The 25,034-nt window shown below is 72.8% G+C and carries 18 protein-coding genes and 1 tRNA gene; 6 read left to right on the forward strand and 13 right to left on the reverse strand.

All coding sequences use genetic code 11. The annotated features are described in order from the left end of the window. Window positions 1-124: 124 nt before the first annotated feature. From V8J39_RS11555 to V8J39_RS11570, 4 genes are all read right to left on the reverse strand, one after another. Window positions 125-4,342, reverse strand: a complete 4,218-nt coding sequence (locus V8J39_RS11555; RefSeq protein WP_336461030.1) for a translocation/assembly module TamB domain-containing protein — start codon at window positions 4,340-4,342, stop codon at window positions 125-127. Then, window positions 4,342-6,162 (reverse strand): autotransporter assembly complex protein TamA, encoded by a 1,821-nt coding sequence (locus V8J39_RS11560; RefSeq protein WP_336461031.1) that lies wholly within the window; start codon window positions 6,160-6,162, stop codon window positions 4,342-4,344. The genes V8J39_RS11555 and V8J39_RS11560 overlap by 1 nt, the downstream gene beginning before the upstream one ends. Window positions 6,163-6,400: 238 nt before the next feature. Continuing rightward, window positions 6,401-6,904, reverse strand: coding sequence for a protein-export chaperone SecB (gene secB, locus V8J39_RS11565; protein WP_336461032.1), 504 nt, complete (start codon window positions 6,902-6,904; stop codon window positions 6,401-6,403). Window positions 6,905-7,028: 124 nt separating this feature from the next. After that, window positions 7,029-7,529 (reverse strand): FxsA family protein, encoded by a 501-nt coding sequence (locus tag V8J39_RS11570; RefSeq protein WP_336461033.1) that lies wholly within the window; start codon window positions 7,527-7,529, stop codon window positions 7,029-7,031. Window positions 7,530-7,717: 188 nt separating this feature from the next. Between V8J39_RS11570 and V8J39_RS11575 the strand changes: the two genes are divergently transcribed. The 4 genes from V8J39_RS11575 (at window position 7,718) to V8J39_RS11590 (ending at window position 11,822) form a co-directional block, all read left to right on the forward strand. Further along, on the forward strand, window positions 7,718-8,383 hold the full coding sequence (locus V8J39_RS11575; RefSeq protein ID WP_336461034.1) for a Tim44/TimA family putative adaptor protein: 666 nt from the start codon (window positions 7,718-7,720) through the stop codon (window positions 8,381-8,383). Window positions 8,384-8,533: 150 nt separating this feature from the next. After that, on the forward strand, window positions 8,534-9,088 hold the full coding sequence (locus tag V8J39_RS11580; protein WP_336461035.1) for a Smr/MutS family protein: 555 nt from the start codon (window positions 8,534-8,536) through the stop codon (window positions 9,086-9,088). Window positions 9,089-9,193: 105 nt separating this feature from the next. Beyond that, window positions 9,194-11,341, forward strand: coding sequence for a malate synthase G (locus V8J39_RS11585; protein WP_336461036.1), 2,148 nt, complete (start codon window positions 9,194-9,196; stop codon window positions 11,339-11,341). 4 nt (window positions 11,342-11,345) lie between these two features. After that, on the forward strand, window positions 11,346-11,822 hold the full coding sequence (locus V8J39_RS11590) for a DUF2938 family protein (protein ID WP_336461037.1): 477 nt from the start codon (window positions 11,346-11,348) through the stop codon (window positions 11,820-11,822). 96 nt (window positions 11,823-11,918) lie between these two features. On the opposite strand, the gene hslU is transcribed toward V8J39_RS11590, so the two are convergent. Continuing rightward, entirely contained in the window at window positions 11,919-13,226 is a 1,308-nt protein-coding gene (gene hslU, locus V8J39_RS11595) for an ATP-dependent protease ATPase subunit HslU (protein WP_336461038.1), read from the reverse strand. Window positions 13,227-13,237: 11 nt separating this feature from the next. After that, a complete protein-coding gene (gene hslV / locus V8J39_RS11600) occupies window positions 13,238-13,795 on the reverse strand; it encodes an ATP-dependent protease subunit HslV (protein ID WP_336461039.1) in 558 nt (185 codons plus the stop codon). A gap of 99 nt (window positions 13,796-13,894) precedes the next feature. On the opposite strand from hslV, the gene V8J39_RS11605 reads away from it, so the two are divergent. Together V8J39_RS11605 and V8J39_RS11610 are read left to right on the forward strand one after the other, a co-directional pair. After that, the gene (locus tag V8J39_RS11605) at window positions 13,895-14,881 is read left to right on the forward strand and encodes a phosphotransferase (protein ID WP_336461040.1); all 987 of its coding nucleotides are present in this window, start codon (window positions 13,895-13,897) and stop codon (window positions 14,879-14,881) included. Beyond that, entirely contained in the window at window positions 14,878-15,783 is a 906-nt protein-coding gene (locus V8J39_RS11610) for a hypothetical protein (RefSeq protein ID WP_336461041.1), read from the forward strand. The genes V8J39_RS11605 and V8J39_RS11610 overlap by 4 nt, the downstream gene beginning before the upstream one ends. 96 nt (window positions 15,784-15,879) lie before the next feature. Here V8J39_RS11610 and trxA read toward each other — a convergent pair whose 3' ends face one another. The 7 genes from trxA to V8J39_RS11645 all read right to left on the reverse strand — a co-directional run bounded on the left by trxA (window position 15,880) and on the right by V8J39_RS11645 (window position 24,975). Beyond that, a complete protein-coding gene (gene trxA, locus V8J39_RS11615) occupies window positions 15,880-16,200 on the reverse strand; it encodes a thioredoxin (protein WP_336461042.1) in 321 nt (106 codons plus the stop codon). A 56-nt stretch (window positions 16,201-16,256) separates the two neighbouring features. Then, window positions 16,257-19,655 (reverse strand): double-strand break repair helicase AddA, encoded by a 3,399-nt coding sequence (gene addA, locus V8J39_RS11620; protein WP_336461043.1) that lies wholly within the window; start codon window positions 19,653-19,655, stop codon window positions 16,257-16,259. Next, complete coding sequence (gene addB, locus V8J39_RS11625) at window positions 19,652-22,618, reverse strand: double-strand break repair protein AddB (RefSeq protein ID WP_336461044.1); 2,967 nt, start codon at window positions 22,616-22,618, stop codon at window positions 19,652-19,654. The genes addA and addB overlap by 4 nt, the downstream gene beginning before the upstream one ends. Further along, the gene (locus V8J39_RS11630) at window positions 22,611-23,309 is read right to left on the reverse strand and encodes a nucleotidyltransferase family protein (protein WP_336461045.1); all 699 of its coding nucleotides are present in this window, start codon (window positions 23,307-23,309) and stop codon (window positions 22,611-22,613) included. The genes addB and V8J39_RS11630 overlap by 8 nt, the downstream gene beginning before the upstream one ends. Beyond that, a complete protein-coding gene (locus tag V8J39_RS11635) occupies window positions 23,285-24,304 on the reverse strand; it encodes an aminoglycoside phosphotransferase family protein (RefSeq protein ID WP_336461046.1) in 1,020 nt (339 codons plus the stop codon). Before V8J39_RS11635 ends, V8J39_RS11630 begins: the two co-directional genes overlap by 25 nt. Continuing rightward, on the reverse strand, window positions 24,301-24,795 hold the full coding sequence (gene tsaE, locus V8J39_RS11640) for a tRNA (adenosine(37)-N6)-threonylcarbamoyltransferase complex ATPase subunit type 1 TsaE (protein ID WP_336461047.1): 495 nt from the start codon (window positions 24,793-24,795) through the stop codon (window positions 24,301-24,303). The genes V8J39_RS11635 and tsaE overlap by 4 nt, the downstream gene beginning before the upstream one ends. Before the next feature lie 104 nt (window positions 24,796-24,899). Further along, a tRNA-Thr gene (locus V8J39_RS11645) sits at window positions 24,900-24,975 on the reverse strand. Window positions 24,976-25,034: the final 59 nt, after the last annotated feature.

Raw genomic sequence — 25,034 nt, forward strand, 5'->3', positions numbered from 1 at the left:
CCTGTGCTAAGTTATTGATCTTGCCAGAAATATTGCACCGATACCCCGGAACTGAAAAGTCCCCCGCGCGTTACGCGCGAGGGACTTGCAAGACTGTTTGCGCTCGCATCCGCCGGGCGGCGGGTCAGTAGTCCTTCTCGAAGTAGATCCCGATGCTGGTGCCGCCGTCGCCCTCGGCCGAGCCGCGGGCGGTGATGTTGCGCGTCACGTCTAGATTGAGGTTGATCGAGGTCGATCCGCCGGCGCCCACCGTCACATCGGTATAGACCTTGTCCGAGATGTAGCGCCCGGCCCGCACCGCCGCGGCACCGTCGCTGTCGGTGGTCACGTCCAGATCGTCGAGACCGGTCGATTTGCGCAGGTTTCCGATGATCCCGTCGCCGCCGCGCCCCGCCAGCGTCGACACGGCCGAGGCAAGCTGCGCGGCCTGCAGCGGCGAGATGTTGTCAAGCCCGCGCCCGAACAGCAGCTGCGACAGCACCTCTTCCTGCGGCAGGCCGTTGGCCGAGACGAAGCTGATCTGCGGGTCCGATGCCGGCCCCTCGATCCGGATCGTCGCGGTGTCGGTGTCGGTGGTGGTCGAGGCCGCGAAGGTGATCACCGGCACCAGCGTGCCCTGCAGCTGGATCAGCCCCTCGTCCAGCGTGAAGCGCTGGCCAAGGATGTCGAGCCGGCCGCGCACCAGTTCGAACTGGCCCTGCGGCTGGACGTCGTTGGTGGTGCCGCGCACCCGCAGCTCGCCGCCCAGTTCCGCGTCAAGCCCGCGGCCGCGCACGAAGATCTGGTTCGGCGCGCTGATACGCACATCCAGCGGGAAGCCGCCGCTGGTGCCCTCGGTGCTGACGCTCGTCACCTCGTCCGCGCCGGCGCGGGCGCGGGTGCGGCGCACCGCGGCGCTGTCGTTGACGTGCCGCAGCCCCGTCACGGCGCCCGACGCGGCAAAGCCGGTCGAGGGCACGCGGATCTCGGTCTCGCCCAGCGCGAGCCGGCCCGAGATCTCGGCCCCGCCCATCAGCGGCCCGTCGATCGCGAGATCGCCCGCGATCGAGGTCTGGTAAAGCTGCGGGTCCTTCAGCACCAGGCTGCCGAGCCGGATCGCCAGATCGGCCGGATAGCTGCCGCTGAGCGTCACCGGGCCGCTGACGTTGATCGTGCCGCCCTCCGAGCCGCGGGCCTTAACGGCGATCTGCGCCCGCCCGCCCGACAGGTCGACCGTGGCGTCGATCCCCTCGAGCGCGAGGCTCGCGGCCGGGACCGAGACACGGGTGCCGCGGGTCGAGACCCGGCCCGACAGCGCGTCGAGGCCCGGCGCGCCGTTCAGCCGCAGATCGAAGCTGATCGGCCCGTCGACCGTCTGGGGCGCGATGAAGGGATTGGCCAGCGCCGCCTGGGCCGAGCCGGTGACGGACAGGTCCGCGGTCGCGAAATCGGCGGCGACAGAGCCTTGGGCGCGCGCGTTCACGCCGCCCGGCCCCTCGGCCGTCAGGTCCAGGCGATAGCCCTGCCCCTGCGGCTGGGCGATCGTGCCCGACACCGACAGCGGGCCCGGGAACTGGGGCACCACCAGCGCCATGTTCGCCAGCCGGGCCTGCAGCGTGATCTGCGACCCGTCGCCGCCGGTCGCGCCGCTGGCGCTGGCGGTCAGCTGCGGGTTCTGCAGGTCCAGCTGTTCGATCCGCACCGCGCCCTGGTCCTCTTCGGCCACCAGCGCGATCGTGGTCGCGCCGGCCAGAATCCGGTCGGCCTCGGGCTGGTTCACCGCAAGGTCGTTCGCATCGCCGTTCAGCGTGATCCGCCGCACCGGCGCGGCCGCCGTGCCGGTTTCGGTCAGGGTGGCATTGGCATTCAGCCGGCCGCGATAGCCCGGCCCCATCACCGAGAGGTCCGGCAGGCCGATCTCGGCCCGCAGGTCGCTGGCGCCGGGGTCGTAGGTGCCCGCGGCATCCAGCGTCACCCGCGGCCCCGCGAGCCGCGCGACGTCGAGGCGCAGCGCGGTGCCGTCCTGGCGGCCGCGCAAGTCCAGCTCGGTCGCGCCCTGCAGCAGGCCGCTCGCCTGCTGGATGCCGACGGCAAGGTCCTGCCCCCGCCCGGTAAGGCTGAAATCGCGCACCGGCGCATCGGCGCCGCCGCTTTCGACCAGGGTCGCATCGGCAGTGAGCGCACCGCCATAGCCTGCGCCCATCACCGACAGGTCGGGCAGACGGAAACTTGCCTTCAGGTCGGCGTCGCCCGGCCCATAGCGCCCGGTGGCATCGAGCGAGACCGCCTGGCCATTGATCCGCGCCACGTCGAGCGTGACGGCATTGTCCAGCAGCCCGCCGATCAGCGACAGCGTCGTCTCGCCGCGCAGCAGGCCGTCAAGCTGCGGCACGCCCACGCGCAGGTCGCGCCCGGTGCCGTCGATGTCGAACCGGCGCAGCGGCCCCGCCTCGCGCATGTGGGCGCTGGCGTTCAGCGCCCCGCCATAGGGGCCCCCCATCACCGACAGGTCGGTGAAGTCGAGATCGGCCGTCAGGTCGCTGCGCCCCGGCGCGACGGTGCCCACGGCGGTCGCGGTCAGGGTCTGCGCCTGCAGCCGCGCCGACCGGATCACCGTGCCCTCGGTCGAGCGCCCGGCATCCAGCGCCAGCGTCGAGCGGCCAGACAGCAGCGCGTCGACCGGGTCGATCCCGGCCCCGAGGTCGGTGCCGTCAAGGTTGACGCGCGCGTCGAAAGCACCGGTCAGCACGGCATACCGCCCTTCGACCCGCGCTTCGGTCGCCCCCGACAGCGACTGCCCGGCGAGGCCAGAGTAGCGATCGAGGTCGGCGACATTGGCCGAAACGGTGCCCGCCACCGCCAGGTCGCCCGAGGGGCCCGAGATGGTCAGGTCGCCGCCCATGCCGTAACCCTCGCCCTGCAGGCTGAGGTTCGAGATCGCGAACCCCTCGTCCACCGTGGCAAGGTCGGCGCTGCCGGTCAGGCTCGGCCCCAGCGCGCGGGCCAGGTCGGGGTCGGGCGAGGTGACGCCGCTGGCCGCGAAATCGACCGTCCCGCCAAGGTCGGCGGTCGCGCCCTGTGCCAGTTGGCCGCTGCCGTCGAGCGTCAGGTCCTCGATCCCGATGGTGGCGCTGCGCAGGCCCTTGAGATTGCCCGCCAGCCGCCAGTCGGGGCCGGTCGCGGCATCATAGTCGAGGTTCAGCGCCGCCGAGGTGACGTAGGTTTCCGACCCCGAGGTCGGCAGCAGCACGTCGCCGCCGCCCGGCAGCCCGAGGGTCAGCGCCAGGTCCGCCAGCGTCGGCACGCCGTCGGCGCCGACCTGCGCGCGGCCCGTAAGCTGCAGCGCCTGCGCGCTCAGCGTCAGGCTCGGCAGGTCCATCGCCCCGTCGGGGCCGCGGCTGCCCTGCGCCTGCAGCCGCACGTCGTTGCCGAAGAAGTCCTGATAGGCCGGCAGGAACAGCGGCGCGACATCACCCCCGAGATCGACGCGGAAGCCGCGCGTGGGCTCTTGCCCCTCGGCCGCCTCGGTCGCGGTCAGTTCGACCGTGCCGGTCAGCCGCGGCTGGTTGTCGGTGGCCAGCCGGATGTCCGCGGTGAAGTCCGACAGCGGCCCCTGCCCGTTCACCGCCAGCTCCAGCGCCGGTGCGCCCGGCAGGCCGATGGTGGTGGCAAGGATGCCGCTCGCGCCCTCGCTCAGGTCCAGCGCGACGGTGGCCTGCTCGGTCTCGTTGACGAAGCCGCCGGTCAGCGAGATGCGGCCCTGCTGCCCGTCGGTGCGCTCGGCCTGGATGTCGACGTTGCCCTCGCCGCCGGCAAGGTTGGCGCTGCCGGTCAGCGAGAAGTCGACCGGGGTGCCGATGATCGGCTGGCCCAGCGACACCTCGCCCACGATCAGCGATTCAAGGTTCAGGCTCACCGGCAGTTCGGGCAGCGAAAAGCCCGACGAGGCGGTCGAGGCCTCCATCGGGTCGGGTTCGCTCGCGGGCAGGCGATCAAGCTCGATCGACTCGGCCGACAGCTCGCGGATGTCGATCTGCCGGCGCAGCAGCGCGAGCCGGCTCCATTGCATCGCCCCGCCCCGGATCGTGAGCCACGGCCCCTGGTCGTCCGAGATCGTCAGGCTGTCGAAGGTCGCGCGCGAGGACAGCGCGCCCTCGAACCCCTCGAGGCGCACGGTGCGGCCCTCGCCGCCGAGGCTGTCCTCGATCAGGCCGGTAAGCCAGCCGCGGTCCTCGTCGCCCGAGGGCGCCGCCTGCGCGCTTTGATCCTGCGGGCTTTGATCCTGGGTCGCCTGGTCCTGGGCGGCGGCCCCCAGCGGCAGCAGGCACAGGGCGGCGAGCGGAAGAAGCGTGCGACGTGTCATCAGAAGGCCTGCCCGATGCCGATGTAGAATTGCATGCCCTCGCCCGTGTCACCCGAGACGGGGGCGGCGACGTCGAGCCGGATCGGCCCGATGCCGGTGTTGTAGCGCAGGCCGAAGCCGGCGCCGGACTGGCTGTCGCTCTGCTCGTCGCCCGAGACCCAGCCCGCGTCGTAGAAGGTGACGAGGCCGATCGACTTGGTCACGTTCACGCGCAGTTCGGCCGAGATCGCGGCATAGCTGGTGCCGCCGGTCTTCAGGTCGGGGTCGATTTCATAGACGCCCAGCGACTGGTAGGGCTGGCCGCGCACCGTGCCGCCGCCGCCGGTATAGTAGAGATAGTCGCGCGGCACCTGGCTCAGGCCCGCGCCCTCGATCCGCCCGCCCTGGAAGCGGCCGGCGATGACGACGCGGTCGTCGCTGCCGAAACCGTGGTAGGCGCGGGTGTCGAACCCGAGCTTGGCGCCGGTCCCGGTGGTTTCCAGCCCGTAGAAGGGCATGATCTCGCCCTTCAGATAGAACCCCTCGGTCGCGTTCAGCGCGTTGTTGCGCTTGTCCCAGGTCAGCGAGAACGGCAGGATCAGCTGGCGGTACGAGGTGTCGATGCCCAGATCGTCGGTCACGTCCGAGCCTTCGAAACCGAAGGCGATCTCGCCCGTCAGCTTGTCGGTGATGTAGCGCGTGAGGCCGAAGGTCAGGCGCACGTTGTCCGAGGTGTAGTCGTCCTCCTCGTCGTGGCCCGCGAGCGCGTCGATGAAGGCCGAGCTGTCGCGGAACGGCGTGCCCGGCCGCTCCAGCCGCGCGCCAAGGTTGTAGTCCATCCCGCCGACCGAGCTGCCCATGCCCGAGACCTCGCCGTCGATGGTCAGCTTCTCGGCACCGCCGAACAGGTTGCGGTGCATCCAGCCCGCCTCGAGCGCCGCGCCGTCATCGGACGAGATCGAGGCGCCGAAGCTGAGCTTGCGGCGCTTCTCCTCGGTCAGGATCAGGGAATAGTCCAGCTTGTCCCCGTCGCGGACGGTGTCGGCCTCCTTCAGCACGATGCCGCGGAAGGCGCCGGTGCGGCGCAGGCGCTCGGCCACGGCGTCGACCTCGTCGGGGTCGAAGCGTTCGCCGGTCGGAAAGCCGGCGATGCGGCGGATCGCGTCCTCGCGCACCCGCCGGTTGCCCGAGACGGCGACGCGGCCGAAGGTCACGCGCGGGCCGGGCTGGAAGCCCAGCCGCGCGTCCAGCGTGTCGGTCCGGTGGTCGGCCGTCACCTGCTGGTCGGACAGCCGGGCCTTGGCATAGCCGACGGCGCGCCAGCCATCGACGCCGGCCGCGGCCGCGTCCGAGATGGTGCTGGCCTGCGCGGGCCGGCCGACGGCGAAGTCCTCGGGCATCTCGGTCTTGGGCGCCAGCGGGCGCGCCTGCGCGTTCGAGAAGGTGAAGGCGGGGCCGGGATCGACGGTGATGATGATGCTGCCGATCTTCGCCGGCGCGTCCAGCGGCGGGATCGAGGCGGCTTCGCGCCCGTCGACGGCGATGGTGATGACGCCGGAATAATGCCCTTCGGCATACAGCGCCCCCAGGATCCGGCCATAGTCGGCCTGCGCCGCGGCCAGCAGGTCCTGCGGCTGGGCGTTGTCCTCGTCGCGGGTGACATTGGTCTGCGAGGCGGCCAGCACGGCGTTTCCGATGCTGTGGTCCTTGCCGATGATGCGGATCTCGAACTTGTCCAGCGCGAGCGCCGGCGTGGCTGCCAGCAGTCCGATACCAGCGACGGTGAACCCCGCCCTGCGCGTCAGGCCCCGAAGGACCGCGCGCCGCATCCGTTGCCGCATGCCGTGATCTCCTTGGTCGTCCCTGCCGGTGACGCACCGGCATGCCCCAGTCCTTGCAGGTCTGGCGTGTCGTTGCCACCCCCTTTGGCAATCCGGGCGGGGACTCGCCGGTTCCAAAAATGTGATCGGGACGCATGAAAAAGCCGGCCTGTGGCCGGCTTGCACGTCATGCGCGTGGCGATCGGGATGGCTTCGCCCCGCTTCGGGCGTTCCCTCCCGACCGGGACGGCGCCGCGGATCAGACGATCGGCGACTGGGCCTTCTGGGCCTCGGCGCGGCGCACCAGCTCGTTGCGGTAGAGCGCGAGGAAATCGACCGTGTCGAGGTTGACCGGCGGGAAGCCCCCGTCGCGGGTGACGTCGAAGACGATGCGGCGGATGAAGGGGAACAGCATCCGCGGGCATTCGATCAGCAGGTAGGGATGGATCTGGTCGTTCGGCACGCCCTCGATCGCGAAGATCCCGCCGTAGTCCAGCTCCAGCAGGAACAGCGCCGCGCCGTCGGCCTTGTTGTTCGAGGCGACCTTGAACTTGGCGGTCACCTCGTACTGGCCCTCGACCGGGCGCTTGCGGGCGTCGAGGCTGACCTGCACGGTCATCTCGGGCGTCACCTCGCCCGAGTTCAGGCCCTTCTGCGCAAGGATGTTCTCGAAGGACATGTCGCGCACGAACTGCGCAAGCACCTGCATCTTCGGCTGGATCTGCGGCTGCGGTTGCGGCGTGGGGGTGCCGTTCTCGGTCATGGTGGTCTCCCTCGGGGCGTTCTTGGTTGGCCAAGGGTCTAACAGGCCCGGCCAGTCACCTCAATGCGCTCCCCTCGATCCCGCGGGCCGGGCAGGGCCGGCCCCGCTCCCCTAGCGCGCCCCGTCAGTCGCGCGTCCAGCCCGAGCGGCCGTCGGCCGGCCGGCGCGAGGTTTCGCCCTGCGGGATCTCGTGGAACTCGCCGTCGATGACGTCGGCGCCCGGGCGGCGCGGGTCCGGCCTGCGGAACGGATCGCGGCCCGCCCCTGCCCCGCCGACCACGACCACCCGCCGGCCCAGCGCGCGGACGATCCCGTGGCGCAGCGGCGGCAGCAGCAGGGCAAGGCCGATCGCATCGGTCAGGAAACCGGGCAGAATCAGCAAGATGCCTGCGATCACCTTGATCGCGCCCTCGGCCACCGGCACCGCGGGGTCGCGCAGCCCGCCGATCGGCGCGCGCAGGTCGGCCATCGCCCGCGCCCCGGCCGAGCGGATCACGGCAAAGCCGACCAGCGGCCCCAGCAGCACGATGATCAGCGTCGGGCCCAGCCCGATGGCACCGCCGATCGAGACGAACAGCGCGATTTCGATGACGGGAAGCGCCAGAAGCGCGGCAAGCGGCCACATGGGGCGAGAGATCCTTTCAATTTGTCTGCACTGCGACCCGTCGGGCCGTCGGCCGTCCGGTCGAACGAGCAGGGGCGAGGCATGGACTTGAACTGCCCCCTGTCCTACATAGGTAGGGATCGCCCGATGTTCCAACCGCCGGTTCGCAATCTCGCCCCGGCCTTGCCACGACCGAAAAGGCCGTACCGATGTCCAATGCCCTTATCCAGCTGCTTGTCCTGGCCGGTGTCGCGATCTTCCTGATCCTGCGGCTGAAGGCGGTGCTCGGCAGCCGCGAAGGGTTCGAGAAGCCTCCGGTGCAGGTGCCCGATCAGGAAACCGCCGCGGCACCGCGACGCGGGTTCGAGGTGATCGAGGGCGGGCCCGACCGCGACATCGCCGACCACGTGCCCGAGACTTCGCCCGCCTTCCACGCGCTCGCCGCGATGAAGCAGGCCGAGCCGGGCTTTTCGGTGGCCGAGTTCCTCAAGGGCGCGGGCGGCGCCTACGAGATGATCCTGATCGCGTTCGAGACCGGCAAGCTCGACCCGGTCAAGCCGTTCCTGTCGCCCGAGGTGCGCGACAGCTTCGAGGCCGCCGTCGCCGAGCGTGCCGCGCGCGGCCTGACCACCGAGGCGACGTTCCTCGGCCTGCGCGAGCTTGCGCTGCAGGATGCCGAATTCGACCCGGCATCGCGGCTGGGCGAGGTGACGGTGCGCATGACCGGCGAGCTGGTGACCGCGACGCGCGACGCGGGCGGCGAGCTGGTCGACGGCGATCCCAAGGCCTCGCGGCGCCAGCGCGACGTCTGGACCTTCGCCCGCACCATGGGCGCCGAGGATCCGAACTGGCAGCTGGTGGCCACCGGCGAATGACGCGGGCCGGCGCACGGCCCCCGCAGGGCCCCGATACCCCGAACGCCGCCGCAAGGGCGGCGTTTTTCGTGTCTCCCCGCGCGGCGTGGTGACAGCGTGGGACGGCGCAGGAAAGGCCTGAGCGAGGAGGATCGCGCGCTCTGGGATCAGGTGGCGAAAAGCATCCGCCGCGAGGCCCCGCCCGCGACCCGCCCTCCCGAGGCCGGCCCCGCCCCGCCGCCCGCGCCCCAGTCCCTGCCCGACCCCGACCGGCCCCGCAGCCTGATCGACATCTTCCGGATGGGCGAGAAGGCCCCCGCCCAGCGGCCGCGCCACGACTTGGCCCCGGGCCCGGTCGAACGGCTGGCGGCGCAGGGGGTGCGGATGGACGCGGGCCAGCACCGCAAGATGGTGCGCGGCCGGCTTGCGCCCGAGGCCCGCATCGACCTGCACGGCATGACCCTGGCCGAGGCGCATCCCGAGCTGATCCGCTTCGTGCTGAACGCCCATTCCGCCGGCCTGCGGCTGGTGCTGGTGATCACCGGCAAGGGCAAGGTGCGCGACGAGGGCGGCCCGATCCCGACCCGCACCGGCGTGCTGCGCCACCAGGTGCCGCGCTGGCTGCAGGCGCCGCCGCTCGGGCCCGTCGTGCTGCAGGTCTCGGGGGCGCATCTCAAGCATGGCGGCGAGGGGGCGTATTACGTCTACCTGCGCCGGACGCGCTGATCCTTTCCACATCGTGGAAAACACGCGCGGCGTGACTCGCCGCCGCGCGCCTGCAAGATTAGCTGCGACGCGAGAATGGCAGCCGCATGTCTGGAGGTACCCGCGATGTCCACCCCCGAGAACCTGTCCCCGGTTATCCGCTCCGGCCTCGAGGTCGCGCCCGCGCTTGCGGCCTTCGTCGAAGAGCGGCTGCTGCCCGGCCTGCCCGTCACGGCCGAGGCCTTCTGGTCCGGCTATGCCGCGATGCTGGCCGAGCTTGCGCCCGAGAACGCCCGGCTGCTGGCGGTGCGCGACGAGATGCAGGCCGAGATCGACGGCTTCCTGAAGGCGCGCAAGGGCAAGGATGTCTCGCCCGCCGAGATGGAGGCCTTCCTGCGCGGCATCGGCTACATCGTCCCCGAGGGCCCGGCCTTCGAGGTCACCACCCCCGACTGCGACCCCGAGATCGCGACCATCGCCGGCCCGCAGCTGGTGGTGCCGGTGATGAATGCGCGCTTCGCGTTGAACGCGGCGAATGCGCGCTGGGGCAGCCTTTACGACGCGCTCTACGGCACCGACGCCCTTCCCGGCGCCCCGGCCGGCAAGGGCTATGACGCCGCGCGCGGCGCCGAGGCGGTGGCCTGGGCGGTCGAGTTCCTCGACGGCGCGGTGCCGCTGGCGGGCGCCAGCCATTCGGGCGTCTCGGCCTATGCGGTCGAGGACGGCCGGCTGGTCGCCACCGTGCATGGCGACGCGCACGGGCTGAAGGACCCCGGCCAGTTCGTGGGCTGGACCGACAGCTCGTTCCTGCTCAGCAACAACGGGCTGCACATCGAGCTGGTGATCGACCGCGACCACCCGGTCGGCGCCGCCAGCGCCGCGGGGCTGCGCGACGTGGTGCTGGAAAGCGCGATGACCGCGATCCAGGACTGCGAGGATTCGGTCGCCGCGGTGGATGCCGAGGACAAGGTGCTGGCCTATACGAACTGGCTGGGCCTGATGAAGGGCGACCTGGCCGAGACCTTCACCAAGGCCGGGGTCGAGATGACCCGCACCGCCAATCCCGACCGGACCTTCACCACCGCGACCGGCACGCTGACCCTTCCGGGGCGCTCGGTGCTTCTGGTGCGCAACGTCGGCCATCTGATGACCACCGACGCGGTCAGGCTCGACGGCGCCGAGACGCCCGAGGGCATGCTCGACGCGATCGTCACCGTCGCCGCCGCGATGCATGACATGGCCCGGACCGAGAACCGCAATTCGCGCACCGGCTCTGTCTATGTCGTGAAGCCGAAGATGCACGGTCCCGACGAGGCCGCCTTCGCCGACCGCACCTATGCCCGCGTCGAGGACATCCTGGGCCTGCCGCGCAACACGGTGAAGCTTGGCGTGATGGACGAGGAGCGGCGCACCTCGGTCAACCTGACCGAATGCATCCGCGCGGTGCAGGGGCGGCTTGCCTTCATCAACACCGGCTTCCTCGACCGCACCGGCGACGAGATCCACACCGCGATGCAGGCGGGCCCGGTGGTGCCGAAGGGCGAGATGAAGACCGCGGCCTGGCTTGGCGCCTACGAGGACGGCAACGTCGACGCGGGCCTTGCCGCGCATCTCGACGGCAAGGGCCAGATCGGCAAGGGCATGTGGGCCAAGCCCGATGCCATGGCCGAGATGCTGGTCGCCAAGATCGGCCACCCGATGTCGGGCGCGACCACGGCCTGGGTGCCCTCGCCCACCGCCGCGACGCTGCACGCGACGCATTACCACAAGGTCGACGTCTTCGCGCGCCAGGCCGAGCTGAAGGGGCGCGAGCGTGCCGCGCTCTCGAAGCTGCTGACGCTGCCGATGCTGGGGGGCCGCAACCTCTCGGCCAATGAGATCGCGCGCGAGATCGACATGAACTGCCAGTCGATCCTGGGCTACGTGGTGCGCTGGGTCGACCAGGGCGTCGGCTGTTCCAAGGTGCCCGACATCGACGACGTGCCGCTGATGGAGGACCGCGCGACGCTGCGGATCTCGGCGCAGTTCCTGGCGAACTGGCTGATGCACGGGGTGATCACCGAGGCGCAGATCGACGAGAGCCTGCGGCGCATGGCGCTGGAGGTCGACCGGCAGAACGCCGGCGATCCGGCCTATGTCGCGATGGCGCCGGGCTATGACGGCCCCGCGTTCAAGGCCGCGCGCGAGCTGATCGTCGAGGGCGCGACCCAGCCTTCGGGCTATACCGAGCCGCTGCTGCACGCCTGGCGCCGCGTCGCCAAGGCCGCGGCCTGAGGCGATGCTGGCCGCCGCGCTCGCCATCGGGGTGTTCGCCACCGCGGTCTTCGACCTGTGGGGGGTGCTGGTCGCCCGCGTGCTCGGGCTGCCGGTGAACGACTGGCGGATGGGCGGGCGCTGGTTCTCGCACCTGCTGCGCGGTCGCGCGCGGCACGCCGCGATCGCCGCCGCGCCCGCGCTGCCGGGCGAGCAGGCGGTGGGCTGGATCGGCCACTACCTCGTCGGCTGCTGCTTTGCGCTGCTGACCGTGGCGATCGGCGGGCGCGACTGGCTGGCGGCGCCGGGGATCGCGCTGCCGCTGGCGGTGGGCCTGCTGACCGTCGGCTTCGGCTGGTTCGTGATGAGCCCCTGCATGGGCGCGGGAATCGCCGCGGCGCGCAGCCCGGCGCCCGGCCGCGCCCGCGCCATCGGCCTTGCGGCCCATGCCGTCTTCGGGCTGGCGATGTGGGCGGGCGCGTGGATGCTGGCCGCGGCGTAGCGGGGGCTCTGCCCCCGTCGCGTGCCGCGACTCCCCCGGGATACTTGGACAAAGTCGAAGCGGGATGATGCGGCGGGGGGCGCGCCCCCCGCGGCGTCACAGCACGTAGCGGCTGAGGTCGGCGGATTTCGCCAGCTGGCCGACATTGGTCTCGACGAAGGCCGCGTCGATCGTCACCGACTGGCCGGCGCGGTCGGGGGCGGTGAAGGACAGTTCCTCGAAGACCCGCTCCATCACGGTGTAGAGCCGGCGCGCGCCGATGTTCTCGACGGTGGCATTGACCTCGGCCGCGATCCGGGCGAGCGCGGCGATGCCGTTTTCCGTGAAGGTGACCGTGACCTCCTCGGTGCCCATCAGCGCGGTGTACTGGCGCGTCAGCGCATTGTCGGTCTCGGTCAGGATCCGCACGAAATCGGCCTCGGTCAGGGCGCGCAGCTCGACCCGGATCGGCAGCCGGCCCTGAAGCTCGGGCAGCAGGTCCGAAGGCTTGGCGATGTGGAAGGCGCCCGACGCGATGAACAGGATGTGGTCGGTCTTCACCGGGCCGTACTTGGTCGAGACGGTCGTGCCCTCGATAAGCGGCAACAGGTCGCGCTGCACGCCCTCGCGGCTGACATCGCCGCCGCGCGCCTCGGACCGGGCGCAGACCTTGTCGATCTCGTCGATGAAGACGATGCCGTCCTCCTGCACCGACAGCAGCGCCGCCTGCTTGACCGTCTCGTCGTCGATCAGCTTGTCGGCCTCCTCGCCGATCAGCACCTCGTAGCTTTCGGCCACGGTCATCTTCTTGCGGGTGGTGCGCCCGCCGAAGGCCTTGCCGAAGATGTCGCCGAGGTTCAGCGCGCCCATGCCCATCCCGGGCTGGCCCGGGATCTCCATCATCGGCATCGAGGGCGCGCTGTCGGCGACCTCGAGCTCGATCACCGTGTCGTCCAGCTCGCCCTTCTTCAGCTTCTGGCGGAACATCTCGCGCGTGGCCTCGCGCGCGTCCTTGCCGGCGATCGCCTCGAGCACGCGGTCCTCGGCCATGCCCTGCGCGCGCGCCTTCACCTGCTCGCGCATCCGGGCGCGGGTCTCGACGATCGCGGCATCGGCGAGATCGCGGATGATCTGCTCGACGTCGCGGCCGACATAGCCGACCTCGGTGAACTTCGTCGCCTCGACCTTGAGGAAGGGCGCGCGCGCAAGCCGGGCGAGGCGGCGCGAGATCTCGGTCTTGCCGACGCCGGTCGGGCCGATCATCAGGATGTTCTTCGGATAGACCTCGTCGCGCAGCTCGGGCGGCAGGTTGCGGCGGCGCCAGCGGTTGCGCAGCGCCACCGCGACGGCGCGCTTGGCCTCGGACTGGCCGATGATGAAGCGGTCAAGCTCGGAGACGATCTCGCGGGGGGTCAGGTCGGTCATGTCTTGTCCTCTCAGGCCGAGATGCGTTCGACGGTGAGATTGCCGTTGGTGTAGACGCAGATGTCGGCGGCGATGCCCATCGCGCGGCGCGCGATCGCCTCGGCGTCGTGGTCGCTGTCCATCAGCGCGCGCGCGGCGGCCAGCGCGTAGTTCCCGCCCGAGCCGATCGCGGCCACGTCATGTTCGGGTTCCAGCACGTCGCCGGCGCCGGTGACGACCAGCAGATCGCGGCCGTCGGTGACGATCAGCATCGCTTCCAGCTTCGACAGGTACTTGTCGGTGCGCCAGTCCTTGGCCAGCTCGACGCAGGCGCGGGCAAGCTGGCCGGGCGCGGCCTCCAGCTTCTTCTCCAGCCGTTCGAGCAGGGTGAAGGCATCGGCGGTCGACCCGGCGAAGCCCGCGACCACGTCGCGCCCGCCCGGGGTCAGGCGGCGCACCTTGCGCGCCGTGCCCTTGATCACGGTCTGGCCGAGGCTGACCTGTCCGTCGCCCGCGACCACCACCTCGCCGCCCTTGCGGATGCCGATGATCGTGGTGCCGTGCCAGCCGGGGAAGTCTTCGCTGCTCATCCAGGTCTCCTTCGTGTCGGGGGTCAGATATGGCGCGGGGGGGCCGAGGACAAGGTTGCGGCTCTGGTGCCGGCGGGGCGGCTCTGGCACTGTGCCGCCATGATGATCGCGGACACGCAAGACCTGCCGGCCCAGGCCCGGGCGGCGCTGGCGCACTGGCCCGAGCTTGCGCGCCGGGCCGGGCTGCGCGGCGCGCCCGCGGCGGTGCAGGTGCTGATCCACCGCGACCAGCCGGGCACGCGGCGGGCGGTGCTGGCGCTGCGGGCCGACGGGCAGGCGCTGATCCTGAAGGCCGCGGCCGAGCCCTGGCAGCCCGACCATTTCGACGGCTGCCTCGATGCGATGACGGCGGCGGGCGTGGCCACCGGCGGCGGCGCGCCGCGGGTGCTTGCGCGCGTGGCGGGCGGGCAGGCGGCGCTGCTGGAGCGGGTGGCGGGCCGCTCGCTCGAGCAGATGATGGAGGCGGCCGAGGGCCCGCAGGACATGCGCCGGCTGTTCCGGCGCGGGGCCGAGTGGCTGGGCCGGTTCCAGCGCGCGACCGCCGCCGCGCCGGTGGCCTTCGATCCCGCGGGCATGATCGCGCGGCACGAGCGGCTGCGCGCGGCGGTGCGGGCGGGCGAGCTGCCGGTCGAGGAGCCGGCGCGCTTCCTTGCGCTCTCCGACCGCTTCGGCGCCGTGGCCGCGCGCGCGGCGGGCCACGAGGTCGCGCAGTCCGCGGCCCATGGCGACCTGCACCCCGGCAACATCCTGATCGGCGAGGGGCGCGCGGCCTGGGCCATCGATTTCAACCCCTCGCGGGTGATCTGGACCGGACAGGACATCGCCGACTATGCGCTGTCCTTCGCGCTGCGCTTCGTCGCCCCCAACCGCCAGCCCGAGGGCGGCTGGCTGCCCGAGCCCGAGCGGCGCGCCTTCGCGCGCGGCCACGGCGCGGACCCGATGGCGGGGCCGGTGGCCGAGGCGCTGATCCTGGCCGCGGCGCTGCGCCGCTGGCAGCGGATCGCCGGGCGCGAGGGCACCGGCGCCGAGCGGCTCGAGGCGCTGATGCGGGTCGCGGGCCGCGCCTGCCCGGGGCTCTGGACGTGATCGGCGACAGCGTCGCGCTGCATCTCGACGGCACGATGCTGTCGGCGGCGCGGGCGGGGCGGCAGAACTTCGTCAACCGGCTCGCCGCGGCGCTGGCCTCGGTCGGGCGGACGCTGCGGATCGCGCAGGACAACCCGCTCGCGCGGGTGGCGGCGCTGCGCGGTGCGCCGGGGCTGTGGCACATGATCGAGCCGCCGGGGCCGGGCGGGCTGACGCTGCGGCGAAGCTATGTCGGGCCCTTCTGGCATGTCGAGCGGGTCGCGGCGCGCTGGGACTGGCCCGTCGCGCGCGAGGTGTTCGACCCGGCCGGCATCGACCCGGACCGGGCGGCGCGCTTCGCGGCCTTCTGGCGGGCGCAGGTGTTTCCCGGCCTCGTGCCCGACCGCGCCGGGCACGTCTTCGTGCCGCTGCAGGCCCGGCTGCTCGAGCGGCGCGGCTTTCAGGCCGAAAGCCCGCTCGACATGCTGCGCGCCGTGCTCGGGCGCTGGCCCGGGCGGCGGGTCGAGGCGGGGCTGCACCCGGGCGTCGATTATCCCGGGGCCGAGCTGGCCGCGCTCGAGGGGCTGGCCGCGCGCCACCCGGCGCTGTCGGTCAGCCGCGGACGCTCGGTCGCGCTGATGGCCTCGGCCGACCTGGTGGTGGCCGAGAACAGCGCGATGGCCTTTCAGGGCCTGCTGCTGGACAAGCCCGCGCTGCTGTTCGCCGGGATCGACTTTCACCATGCCGCGGCCTCGGTGCCGCGCGACGGCGCCGCGGCGGCCTTCGACGGCTGCGAGCGGCTGCGGGTCGATCCGGCGGTCTACCTGTGGTGGTTCCTGAAACAGCGCGCGATCAATGCCGGCGCACCCGAGGCCGAGGCGCAGATCCTGGCCGCACTGCGCCGCGGCGGCTGGGATCTCTAGGCCCCCGACAAAGGGGGACGGGTGACAAGCGAAGGGGCGCGCCCCTCACGAGCGCGCCCCGACGTGGTCCCGATCTGTCTGCCGCTGGAGGACGGCTCAGATCGACGAGGTGATCCAGCTTTGCAGCGCGGCCTTCGGCGCGGCGCCGACCTTGTTCGAGACGACCTGGCCGTCCTTGAACATGAACAGCGCCGGGATGCCGCGCACGCCCAGCTGCGCCGGCGACGAGGGGTTCTCGTCGACGTTGATCTTCACGATCTTGACCTTGCCTTCCAGTTCGTTGGCAAGCTCTTCCAGAGCCGGGCCGATCTGGCGGCAGGGGCCGCACCATTCGGCCCAGAAGTCGACGACGACCGGGATGTCCGACTGGCGGACCTCGGTGTCGAAGGTGGCATCGGTGACGGCATGGGTGGCCATGACTCGTTCTCCTGAAATGGGGTCGGACCTGAACGTATGGGTCCAGTTTCCCATCGTCAAGGTGTAGGGGTGCGCCGAAGTGCATCACGCACGATCTCGGGGGCGAGAGGCATGAGGATTCCGGTTGCGGTCCAGAGGATTGCGGTCTCGACCGCGCGGTCGGGCCAGATCTGCGCCAGCGCGGCGGCATAGGCGCCCATCTGACGCAGGATGCCCTCGGGCGTGTCGCCGGGCCGCGCCGGCACCTCCGCGTTCGACTTGTAGTCGAGCGCGACGACCCGCCCGGGCAGGACCAGCAGCCGGTCGATCGCGCCATGCACCAGCGCCCCGCCCAGTTCGGGCAGCCGCGCGGTGAACTCGACCTCGGCCAAGGCCGCGGGCGACAGGAACGGCGCCATGCCGGGCGCGCCAAGGATGCGCGCGGCCTCTGCGATCAGCGGCGCGACCTCGTCCGGGGCGCAGGGGTCCTCGCCCTGGCCCAGAAGCCGCCACCCCAGGTCCGCGGCCTCGGCCGGGTCCCAGCCCGGCAGATGCTCGAGCAGCAGGTGCAGCCGGCGCCCGCGCCGCTTCGCCGCCTCGGTGTCCAGCGGCAGCGCCTCGGCGCCGGGCGTGCCCGCCAGCACCTTCGCGCCGCCGAGATCCGAGGGCGAGAGCGCCCGCGGCCCGGCCGCCGGCGCCGCCGCCGCGCGGGTCAGCCAGCCGGGCAGGGCCTCGGCCGCGTCGGTCGCGTCGGGGGTGTCGGGGGCGGGCAGGGGGGCGGGCCAGTCGCCCGCGGCATGGCGGCGGATCTCGCCCTCGGGCGTGGCCAGCGTCGCCGCCCCGACCCCGTCGAGCCCCTGCGACACCAGCGTCCACCAGTCGCCGTCGTTCTTCGCCTCGCCCGCGCCGCAGACGACAAGCCAGCTTTCGGCCCGCGTCATCGCGACGTACAGCAGCCGGTCGCGCTCTTCCATCGAGCGGGCCTTGAGCGCGCCCTTCGCGGCCGACAGCGGCGCCGGCGCCTCGTCGGCGGCCGCCTTCCAGAAGCCATGGCCGTCGATCGTCAGGATCGCCGCGTCACCCTGCGCCTCGCGCCGGATCGTGTCGGGCAGGATCACCACCGGCGCCTCGAGCCCCTTGGCGCCGTGCACGGTCATCACCCGGATCGCGCGGCCCGCGCCCTCGGGCGAGCGCTTCACCTCGACCTCGCCGCCCTCGAGCCAGACGAGGAAGCCGGTGAGCGAGGGGATGTTGCCGCTCTCGAAGGTCAGGGCCTGGGTCAGCAGCTCGTCGATGCCGTCCTCGGCCTCGGCGCCCAGCCGCGCGATCAGCCGGCGGCGGCCGTCGTGGCGGGTCAGAAGCCGCTCGATCAACTCGAACGGGCGCAGGAAGTCGGCATGGTCGCGCAGGTCCGCCAGGATCGCCCGCGTGGCCTCGTGTTCGGGCAGGCCGCGCAGCTGCGCCCAGAGATAGCGCCCCGGCGGCCGGCCCTGCGCCAGCCGGTGCAGGTCGTCCTCGGACCAGCCGAACAGCGGCGAGCGCAGCGCCGCGGCCAGCGACAGGTCATCCTCGGGCGTGGCCAGGAACGCGAGCACCGCGCGGATGTCCTTCACCGCCAGCTCCGCCGCCAGCTTCAGCCGGTCCGCGCCCGCGATCGGCAGGCCCGCGGTCTTGCACGCGGCGATGATCTCGGCAAACAGCGCCGAGCGGCGCTGCACCAGGATCAGCACGTCGCCCGCCCGCATCGGCCGCGGCCCCTTCGGCGTCGGGATCCGGGTGCCGGCCTCAAGCTCGCGCTTGATCCAGCCGGCGATCCGGCGCGCGAGCACGACCGAGTGGTGGGCCTCGGGCAGAAGGTCGACGGGATCGTCCCAGGCCTCGTCCTCGGGTTCGGCCGCCTTCTGCACCGGCGGCCACAGGTCGACCCGGCCGGGCAGGCCCTCGTGGAAGGCGATGTGCAGCGGCGCGCCGCCGATGCCCTGGTCGGGGCGGGGGGCGAAGACGGCATCGACCACCTGCAGCACCGCGCCGGCCGAGCGGAACGAATGTTCCAGCGCGCGTTCGCGCAAGGTGGCGCCGATGCCCGCGAACTTGGCGCCGAAATGCGCGCGCATGCGGTCGAAGGCGGCAAGGTCGGCTCCCTGGAACGAATAGATCGACTGCTTCTTGTCGCCGACGACGAAGATGGTGCGGATGCGGTCGCTGGCGCCGACGCCGGCGGTGAATTCCTCCGACAGCCGCTCGATCACCTGCCACTGCCCGGGCGAGGTGTCCTGCGCCTCGTCCACCAGAATGTGGTCGATGCCGCCGTCAAGCCGGAACAGCACCCATTGCGCCAGCCCTCGGTCGGATAGAAGCCGCGCGGTCAGCGTGATCAGGTCGTCGAAATCGACCCAGCCGCGCGCGGCCTTGGCGGCGTGATAGCGCGGCAGGAAGGCGCCCGCGAAGCGGTGCAGCGCGGCCGAGCGGCGCGCATTGGCCAGGGCAAGGCGGCGCGGCCGCGCGGCCTCGATGCGCAGCGTCAGCGCATCCAGCCGGTCGAGATGGGGCGCGCAGGGGCCCTGCATCAGACCCTTGGTCAGGATCTTGCCGATCTTGGCCGTGCCCTTCTTGTCGCCCGAGGCGTAAAGCAGCGCACCCTCCAGCGCCGACAGGATCGCGTCGAGCGGCCCGTCCCAGGCGATGCCCCTCAGCTTCGCCGCGACGCGCTGGTCGTTGGTGCCGCTGCCCGCGGCGGCGTCGGCGATGGCGGCCAGCAGGTCCGCCTCGCCGCCCAGCAGCGTGTCGGCGCGCAGGGCGGCGTCGTCATAGCCCGGCGGCAGGCCCAGCAGCGCGGCCAGCGCCGGCGCGTCGAGCGGCGGCTCGAACGCCCCGGCCGCGTGGCACAGCGCGGCGAGCAGCGGCGCGAGGTCGTCCTGCCCGGTCAGCCCGGCCAGCGCGTCGACGGCGCCGCGGTCGCCGCCCGCGGCCATCTCCTCGACGATCTGCGCGCGCAGCAGCTCGGCCGCGCGGTCGTCCATCTCGGTGAAGCCCGGGCTGACCCCGGCCTCGAGCGGGAAGCGGCGCAGCAGCCCCGCGCAGAACGAGTGGATCGTCTGGATCCGCAGCCCGCCCGGCGTCTCGATCGCGCGGGCGAACAGCCTGCGGGCCTCGGCCAGACGCTCGGGCGACAGCGCGGCGATCCCCAGCGCGGCCAGCTCGGCCGACATGGTGGCTTCGTCCAGCATCGCCCAGGCGCCAAGCCGCTTGAACAGCCGGTTCTGCATCTCGGAGGCGGCGGCCTTGGTATAGGTCAGGCACAGGATCCGCTCGGGGTCGGTCCCGCCCATCAGCAGCCGGGCCACCCGGTCGGTCAGCACCCGGGTCTTGCCGGACCCGGCATTGGCCGACAGCCAGGTCGAGGCGTCGGGATCGGCGGCCAGCAGCTGGCGGCGGCTGGCCTCGTCGAGCGGCCCGGTGGGCGGCGCCTCCGTCATGCCGCGCCCTCCTGCCGGTCGTCCGCGCCATAGCCGCCGACCGGGGTCTCGGCCGGGGTGTCGGTGACGTCCCATTCGCCGAAGCGCGACAGGTGGTCGTAGTCGCTGGCGTCCTGCGTCGAATGCATCGCCCGGCGCGCGACATAGCCGCGCCCGCCCTTGAGGTAGTGGGTCAGCAGCCGTTCGAGCCCGGCCCAGGTCTTGTCGGTCCGCCGGTCGTCCAGCAGGTCGGCCCTGGCTCCGGCCGGGTCCTTCATGCCGATGTAGGTCACGCCCTCGACATCCGCGTGCCCCAGCGCCGCGAAACCGCCGCGTTCGGCCATCGCGGCCTCCAGGTACAGCTGCTTGTCATAGGCTTCCTGCATCTTGGTCGTCGGCGGGCTGCCGGTCTTGTAATCGTAGATGTGCACGCGCCCGTCGGTCAGCTGGTCGATCCGGTCGGGCCGGGCGGTCAGGGTGAAGCCCAGGTCGTCCAGCCGGACCGAGCCCGCGCGTTCCAGGATCACCGGCCGCCCCCGCGCCATCCGATCGAATTCCGAGGCGACGAAATCGGCCGCCACCCGTTCGAGCCGCGCCCGCCACAGCCGCTGCGAGGCCGCCCAGGGGATCTGCTCGGCCAGCTCGGCCTCGGCGATGGCCATCAGCCGGTCGCGGGCCGCGGCCTGCGTCTCGCCGTCCGGCCGCTCGGCGACGAAGCGCTCGATGATGCGGTGCAGCACCGTGCCGCGCATCCGCGCATCGGGCTCGATCCCGATCGGCGGCAGCGGCTCCAGCCGCAGGATGCGGCGGGCATAGACTTGGTAGGGGTCGCGGATCAGGCTGCGGATGCCGGTGACGGCAAGCTCGGTCGGGCGCTGGTCCAGCGGCGGCTGCGGCGCCGGGCGCGCGGCGCGCGGCACCTCGGCCGGCGGGCGCTCGACCGCCCGCGCCAGCGCCACCAGCCGCGCGCCGCGCGCGCGCATCGCCGCCAGCGCCACCCGGCCGCCGCGTTCGGGCAGGCCCTCCATCAGGTTCGTCATCCGGTTCAGCCAGCGCGAGGGCACGGTCTCGGCCTCGGCGCTCTTGAGCGCGCGGCTCAGGATCACCCGCGGCGCGCCGATCGCCTGCTGGAAGTCGTGCGCCTCAAGCCCGACGCCGCGCTCGGGCGAGCGCAGGCCCGCATCCGCCCGCATCCGGCGCGACATCCAGGGGTCGGGCGGCGGCTGCTCGGGCCAGACCCCGTCGACCAGCCCGCCGAGGATCACCAGATCGGCGCCCTGCACCCGCGCCTCGAGCGTGCCCCAGATCGCGACGCCGGGGTGCACGGTCTCGGCCCCGCGCACCGATCCGGCCTTGAACAGCGAGGCCACGATCTCGCGGTAGTCGTCGGCGCCGATCTCGCCGCCGTGCGGCGCCTCGGCACGCAGGCCCTGCATGACGCGGGCGGCCTCGCGCCCCGCGGCCTCGCGCCACAGCTCCGAGGCCTCGGGCGTGCCGCCGGGGCCCGCGGCCAGCGCGGCGGCGAGGGCAAGGTGGGTCTCGGTCCAGTCGGTCACCAGCCGGTTGCCGGCGAGCGCGGGGCAGGGGGCGAGGGTCTCGCCCAGCCAGCGCGCCCAGTCCTCGCGGCCCTCGGCGGGCTGGCGCGCGGCCCAGGCCATCAGGTCCTCGGGTCCGGGGAAGGCGGGGCCGCGGCGCCGCAGCCGCAGCTCGAGGTCGCGGGCATGGCGCAGATGCTCGCCGCGGTCGCCCGCGCCGGTGGCGGTGATCGGGTGCTTGAGCAGTGTCAGCAGCGTCTCGACCGTGACCTTCTCGCCGAACAGCGCCGCGACATGGCGCAGGAAGCGCCCCGGCGGCGACAGGATCAGCGGCTGGCCGGCGCTGTCGTCGGGCACGATCCCCCAGCGGTCGAGCGCCGCCGTCACCCGCCGCGTCAGCATCCGGTCGGGGGTGATCAGCGCGGCGCGCAGGCCCTGCTCGGCTGCCTCGCGCAGCGCGATCGCCACCGCCAGCGCCTCGGTCCGGGGATCGGGTGCCTCGATCAGGGTCATGGCCTCGGTCGGCGGCCCCAGCGGCGCAAGGGCCGGCCCCTCGGCCAGCCACTGGTCGGTGACCGGCGCCGGGCGCAGCGCGAGCGAGATCATGCGGTTGCGCTCGGGTTCCGGCGCGGGCGCCGCGGTCCAGCGCCGCACCGCGCCGGGCGCGATCCCCAGGCTTCGGGCAAGCGCCGCGTTGCGGAACTGCGGGTGGTCCTCGGCCGGGAAGCGGCCCTTGAACAGGCTGTCCCAGACCTCGGGCGGCTGGTCGAAATCGTGGCCGGGCAGCACGACCCAGCCCTCGGGCAGCCGCGCCACCGTCTCGAGAAACAGCGCCGTCGCCCCGCGCGAGCCGGTGGAGCCCGCGACCACCACCGGGGCATCGGGCGGGGATGCAGCCCAGCGCGCGGCCAGCGCCTCGACCAGCGCGCGCTGGCGCGCCTCGGGGTCGGGCGCCTCGGAGCCGTCGAAATAGCGCGCGACGATGCGGATGAAGGCAAGCGAGCGCTGCCAGTGCGCGGCATGGTCGGCGATATCGAGCCGCTCGAGCACCTCGGGGCCAAGCCCCTCGTCCTGCATCTCGGCCATCAGGTCCTGCAGGCTCTGCGCCAGGTCGGCGGCGCCCGCGCCGGGGGCGAGATCGGGCGCGGCCTGCATCAGGCCCTGCACCAGCTGCCCCAGTTCCAGCCGGCGCCGCAGCTTCGGCACCGCCGGGTCGATCGCGGCCAGCGGATCGGACCCCAGATCGGTGATCAGCCGCATCCGCGGCAAAAGCCGCGTGCCGCGCGCGTCGAAGGCCTCGGCGATCGCGCGCCGCATCCGGCCCGAGTTGGCGTAAAGCGTCACCCGCGCCATCGCCTCGGGCGGGCGGCCCTCCATGCGCTCGATCAGGCCCGCGACCAGCTCGGCCGGGAAATCGGCGCCGCAGGGCAGGGCGTAAAGCTCAGCCATCGGCGGCCTCCAGCAGGCTCTCGGCCAGGGCGATCGACTCGGGCCGGCCGACGTCGCACCAGCCGCCCGGGTGGATCACGCCGTGCAGCCGTCCGCGGGCGGCGGCGATGTCCCACAGCACGTTGTTCGAGAACTTGCGCTCGCTCACGCCGTCCAGAAGGCCCAGCGTCAGGATTTGCGCGCCGGTATAGACCGCGCCGGGGCCGCGCGTCAGCGCGCCGTCGGGGCCGACCAGGAAATCGCCGCGCCCGGTGTGGCCAGTGGCGCGTTCGCGCGGGACCAGCAGCAAAAGCGCGTCCATCCGCGCCGGGTCCCAGGCCGCGCGCAGCGTGCGCAGCGCGTTCGGCCCGGTCCAGACCGCGTCGGTGTTGAGCGTGAAGCAGGGATCGGACAGCCGGTCGCGCGCCGCCGCAAGCCCGCCGCCGGTTTCCAGGATCTCGGGTTCCGGCGCGATCTCGGCCCGGCCCTCGAGATGGGCCGCGATCTGCCCGGGCAGGTAGTGGGTATTGGCCAGGATCCGCAGATCCATGCCCTCGGCCAGGGCCAGCGCGTGGTCGATCAGCGGCCGGCCCGCGACCGGGACCATCGGCTTCGGCCGCGTCGCGGTCAGCGCGCCCATCCGCGTGCCGAACCCCGCGGCATACAGCATCAGGCTGCGCGGGGCGGTCAGGTCAACGGGTGGCGTCCGCATTCGTCCTTGATCCTCTGCAGGCCTTCGGGGGTCGGCGCGGGCAGCGCCGCGGCCACGGCGGCGGCCAGCGGCGCCAGCGCCGGATGCGCGAGGTCGCGCTGCAACAGCGCCCAGACCCGGGGAATGAGATCGACGTAGTGCGGCTTGCCGAAATGCATCGACAGCCGCGCGAAGCCGCCCAGGATCCGCAGGTTCCGCTGCGCGCCGCAGAACGCGTATTCGGCGCCGAACAGACCCTGATCCAGCCCGTTCGTCTCGGCATAGCGGGCGACCATCCGCGCCTCGACGGCCGGCGACACGTCGCGGCGGGCGTCCTGCAGCATCGAGACGAGGTCATAGGCGCGGTTGCCGGCCATGGCGCTCTGGAAATCCAGAAGGCCCACGCGCGCGGTACCGGCGCGCTCGGGCAGCCACAGCAGGTTCTCGGCATGGAAGTCGCGCAGCGCGATCACCGGCTCGCCGGGCGCGAGCCGGTCCTTCAGCCCCGCGACCAGCGCCGCGAAATCGCCCGAGGGCGCGCCCTCGCCGGTGGCGCCGCGGCGGTACCAGTCGATCGACAGCGCGGCGAAGCGGCCCATGATCTCGCGGTCGTAGGGCACGAGGCCCGGCACCGGCGCGCTTGCGTGCAGCGCCGACAGCAGGTCGGTCGCGGCGGCATACAGCTCTGGCTCGCGCGCGGGGTCGGCGGCGATCACCCGGGCGAAAAGGTCGTCGCCCAGGTCCTCGATCAGCAGGAAGCCCGCCGCCTCGTCCGCGGCGAGGATCGCGGGCGACGAGAAACCGCGCTCGCCCAGCGCGCGGGCGATGGCAAGGAACGGGCGCACGTCCTCGCCCCTGGCGGGATCGGCATCCATCAGCACGGCGGTCCGGCCGCCCTCGATCAGCCGTTCGTACCGCCGGTTCGAGGCGTCGCCGGCCAGCCAGCGGCGTTCGGCCCCGCCCCAGCCCGCGGCCTCGATCAGGGCGCGGGCGGCGGCATCGCGGTCGGTGGTCATCTGCGGGGCGCTCCGATCAGGGGCAGAAGTCGGGCGGCGCGGGGGCCGGTGGCGGTGACGGCCAGCGCGCGCCCTTCGCCCTCGGGCACAAGCGTCAGCTCCAGCCGGTCGGCGGGGGTCATCCAGCCCAGCCGCTCGGGCCATTCCACAAGGCAGACCGCCTCGGAGAACGCATCCTCGAGGCCCAGCTCGGCCGCCTCGTCGGGATCGGTCAGCCGGTAGAGGTCCGCGTGCCAGATCTCGGGCTGGCCCGGCGGGGCATAGGTCTGCACCAGCGTGAAGGTCGGCGAGGGCACGTCCTCGACCGTGCCGGCGGCGGCCAGCCGGGCCTGGATCAGCGCCCGGGCGAAATGGGTCTTGCCGGCGCCGATCTCGCCGGCCAGCAGCAGCACGTCCCCGGCCGCGAGCGCGGGGGCCAGCCGGCGGGCCAGCGCCTCGGTCGCCGCGGGATCGGCGAGATGCAGCAGGGTGGAGGAGGCCGTGTCGGTCATGGCCGAAGGTCTACCCGTCGCGCGCGCCCGGCGAAAGCCCGAAGCGGGGCCGCGGGCGCCGTCGTGGACCTGTCAGGCGGTGATGCGAGGGCGGAGGGGAAGAATGGTGCCGCTGAAGGGACTCGAACCCCCGACCCCATCATTACGAATGACGTGCTCTACCAGCTGAGCTACAGCGGCCTTCTTCCCGGATGCAGGCGCGGTGGCCTGCGATCGCGCGCCCGGCGGTGGAAACCCCC

Origin of the sequence: Frigidibacter sp. MR17.24 (genome assembly GCF_037095655.1) — a bacterium.
Lineage (GTDB): Bacteria > Pseudomonadota > Alphaproteobacteria > Rhodobacterales > Rhodobacteraceae > Frigidibacter.

What these genes read in the sequence shown, in the direction of transcription:
- V8J39_RS11555 (WP_336461030.1), bottom strand. Translation starts at nt 4,342, where the DNA reads ATGACACGTCGCACGCTTCTTCCGCTCGCCGCCCTGTGCCTGCTGCCG.
- V8J39_RS11560 (WP_336461031.1), bottom strand. Translation starts at nt 6,162, where the DNA reads ATGCGGCAACGGATGCGGCGCGCGGTCCTTCGGGGCCTGACGCGCAGG.
- secB (WP_336461032.1), bottom strand. Translation starts at nt 6,904, where the DNA reads ATGACCGAGAACGGCACCCCCACGCCGCAACCGCAGCCGCAGATCCAG.
- V8J39_RS11570 (WP_336461033.1), bottom strand. Translation starts at nt 7,529, where the DNA reads ATGTGGCCGCTTGCCGCGCTTCTGGCGCTTCCCGTCATCGAAATCGCG.
- V8J39_RS11575 (WP_336461034.1), top strand. Translation starts at nt 7,718, where the DNA reads ATGTCCAATGCCCTTATCCAGCTGCTTGTCCTGGCCGGTGTCGCGATC.
- V8J39_RS11585 (WP_336461036.1), top strand. Translation starts at nt 9,194, where the DNA reads ATGTCCACCCCCGAGAACCTGTCCCCGGTTATCCGCTCCGGCCTCGAG.
- V8J39_RS11590 (WP_336461037.1), top strand. Translation starts at nt 11,346, where the DNA reads ATGCTGGCCGCCGCGCTCGCCATCGGGGTGTTCGCCACCGCGGTCTTC.
- hslU (WP_336461038.1), bottom strand. Translation starts at nt 13,226, where the DNA reads ATGACCGACCTGACCCCCCGCGAGATCGTCTCCGAGCTTGACCGCTTC.
- hslV (WP_336461039.1), bottom strand. Translation starts at nt 13,795, where the DNA reads ATGAGCAGCGAAGACTTCCCCGGCTGGCACGGCACCACGATCATCGGC.
- V8J39_RS11605 (WP_336461040.1), top strand. Translation starts at nt 13,895, where the DNA reads ATGATGATCGCGGACACGCAAGACCTGCCGGCCCAGGCCCGGGCGGCG.
- trxA (WP_336461042.1), bottom strand. Translation starts at nt 16,200, where the DNA reads ATGGCCACCCATGCCGTCACCGATGCCACCTTCGACACCGAGGTCCGC.
- addA (WP_336461043.1), bottom strand. Translation starts at nt 19,655, where the DNA reads ATGACGGAGGCGCCGCCCACCGGGCCGCTCGACGAGGCCAGCCGCCGC.
- addB (WP_336461044.1), bottom strand. Translation starts at nt 22,618, where the DNA reads ATGGCTGAGCTTTACGCCCTGCCCTGCGGCGCCGATTTCCCGGCCGAG.
- V8J39_RS11630 (WP_336461045.1), bottom strand. Translation starts at nt 23,309, where the DNA reads ATGCGGACGCCACCCGTTGACCTGACCGCCCCGCGCAGCCTGATGCTG.
- V8J39_RS11635 (WP_336461046.1), bottom strand. Translation starts at nt 24,304, where the DNA reads ATGACCACCGACCGCGATGCCGCCGCCCGCGCCCTGATCGAGGCCGCG.
- tsaE (WP_336461047.1), bottom strand. Translation starts at nt 24,795, where the DNA reads ATGACCGACACGGCCTCCTCCACCCTGCTGCATCTCGCCGATCCCGCG.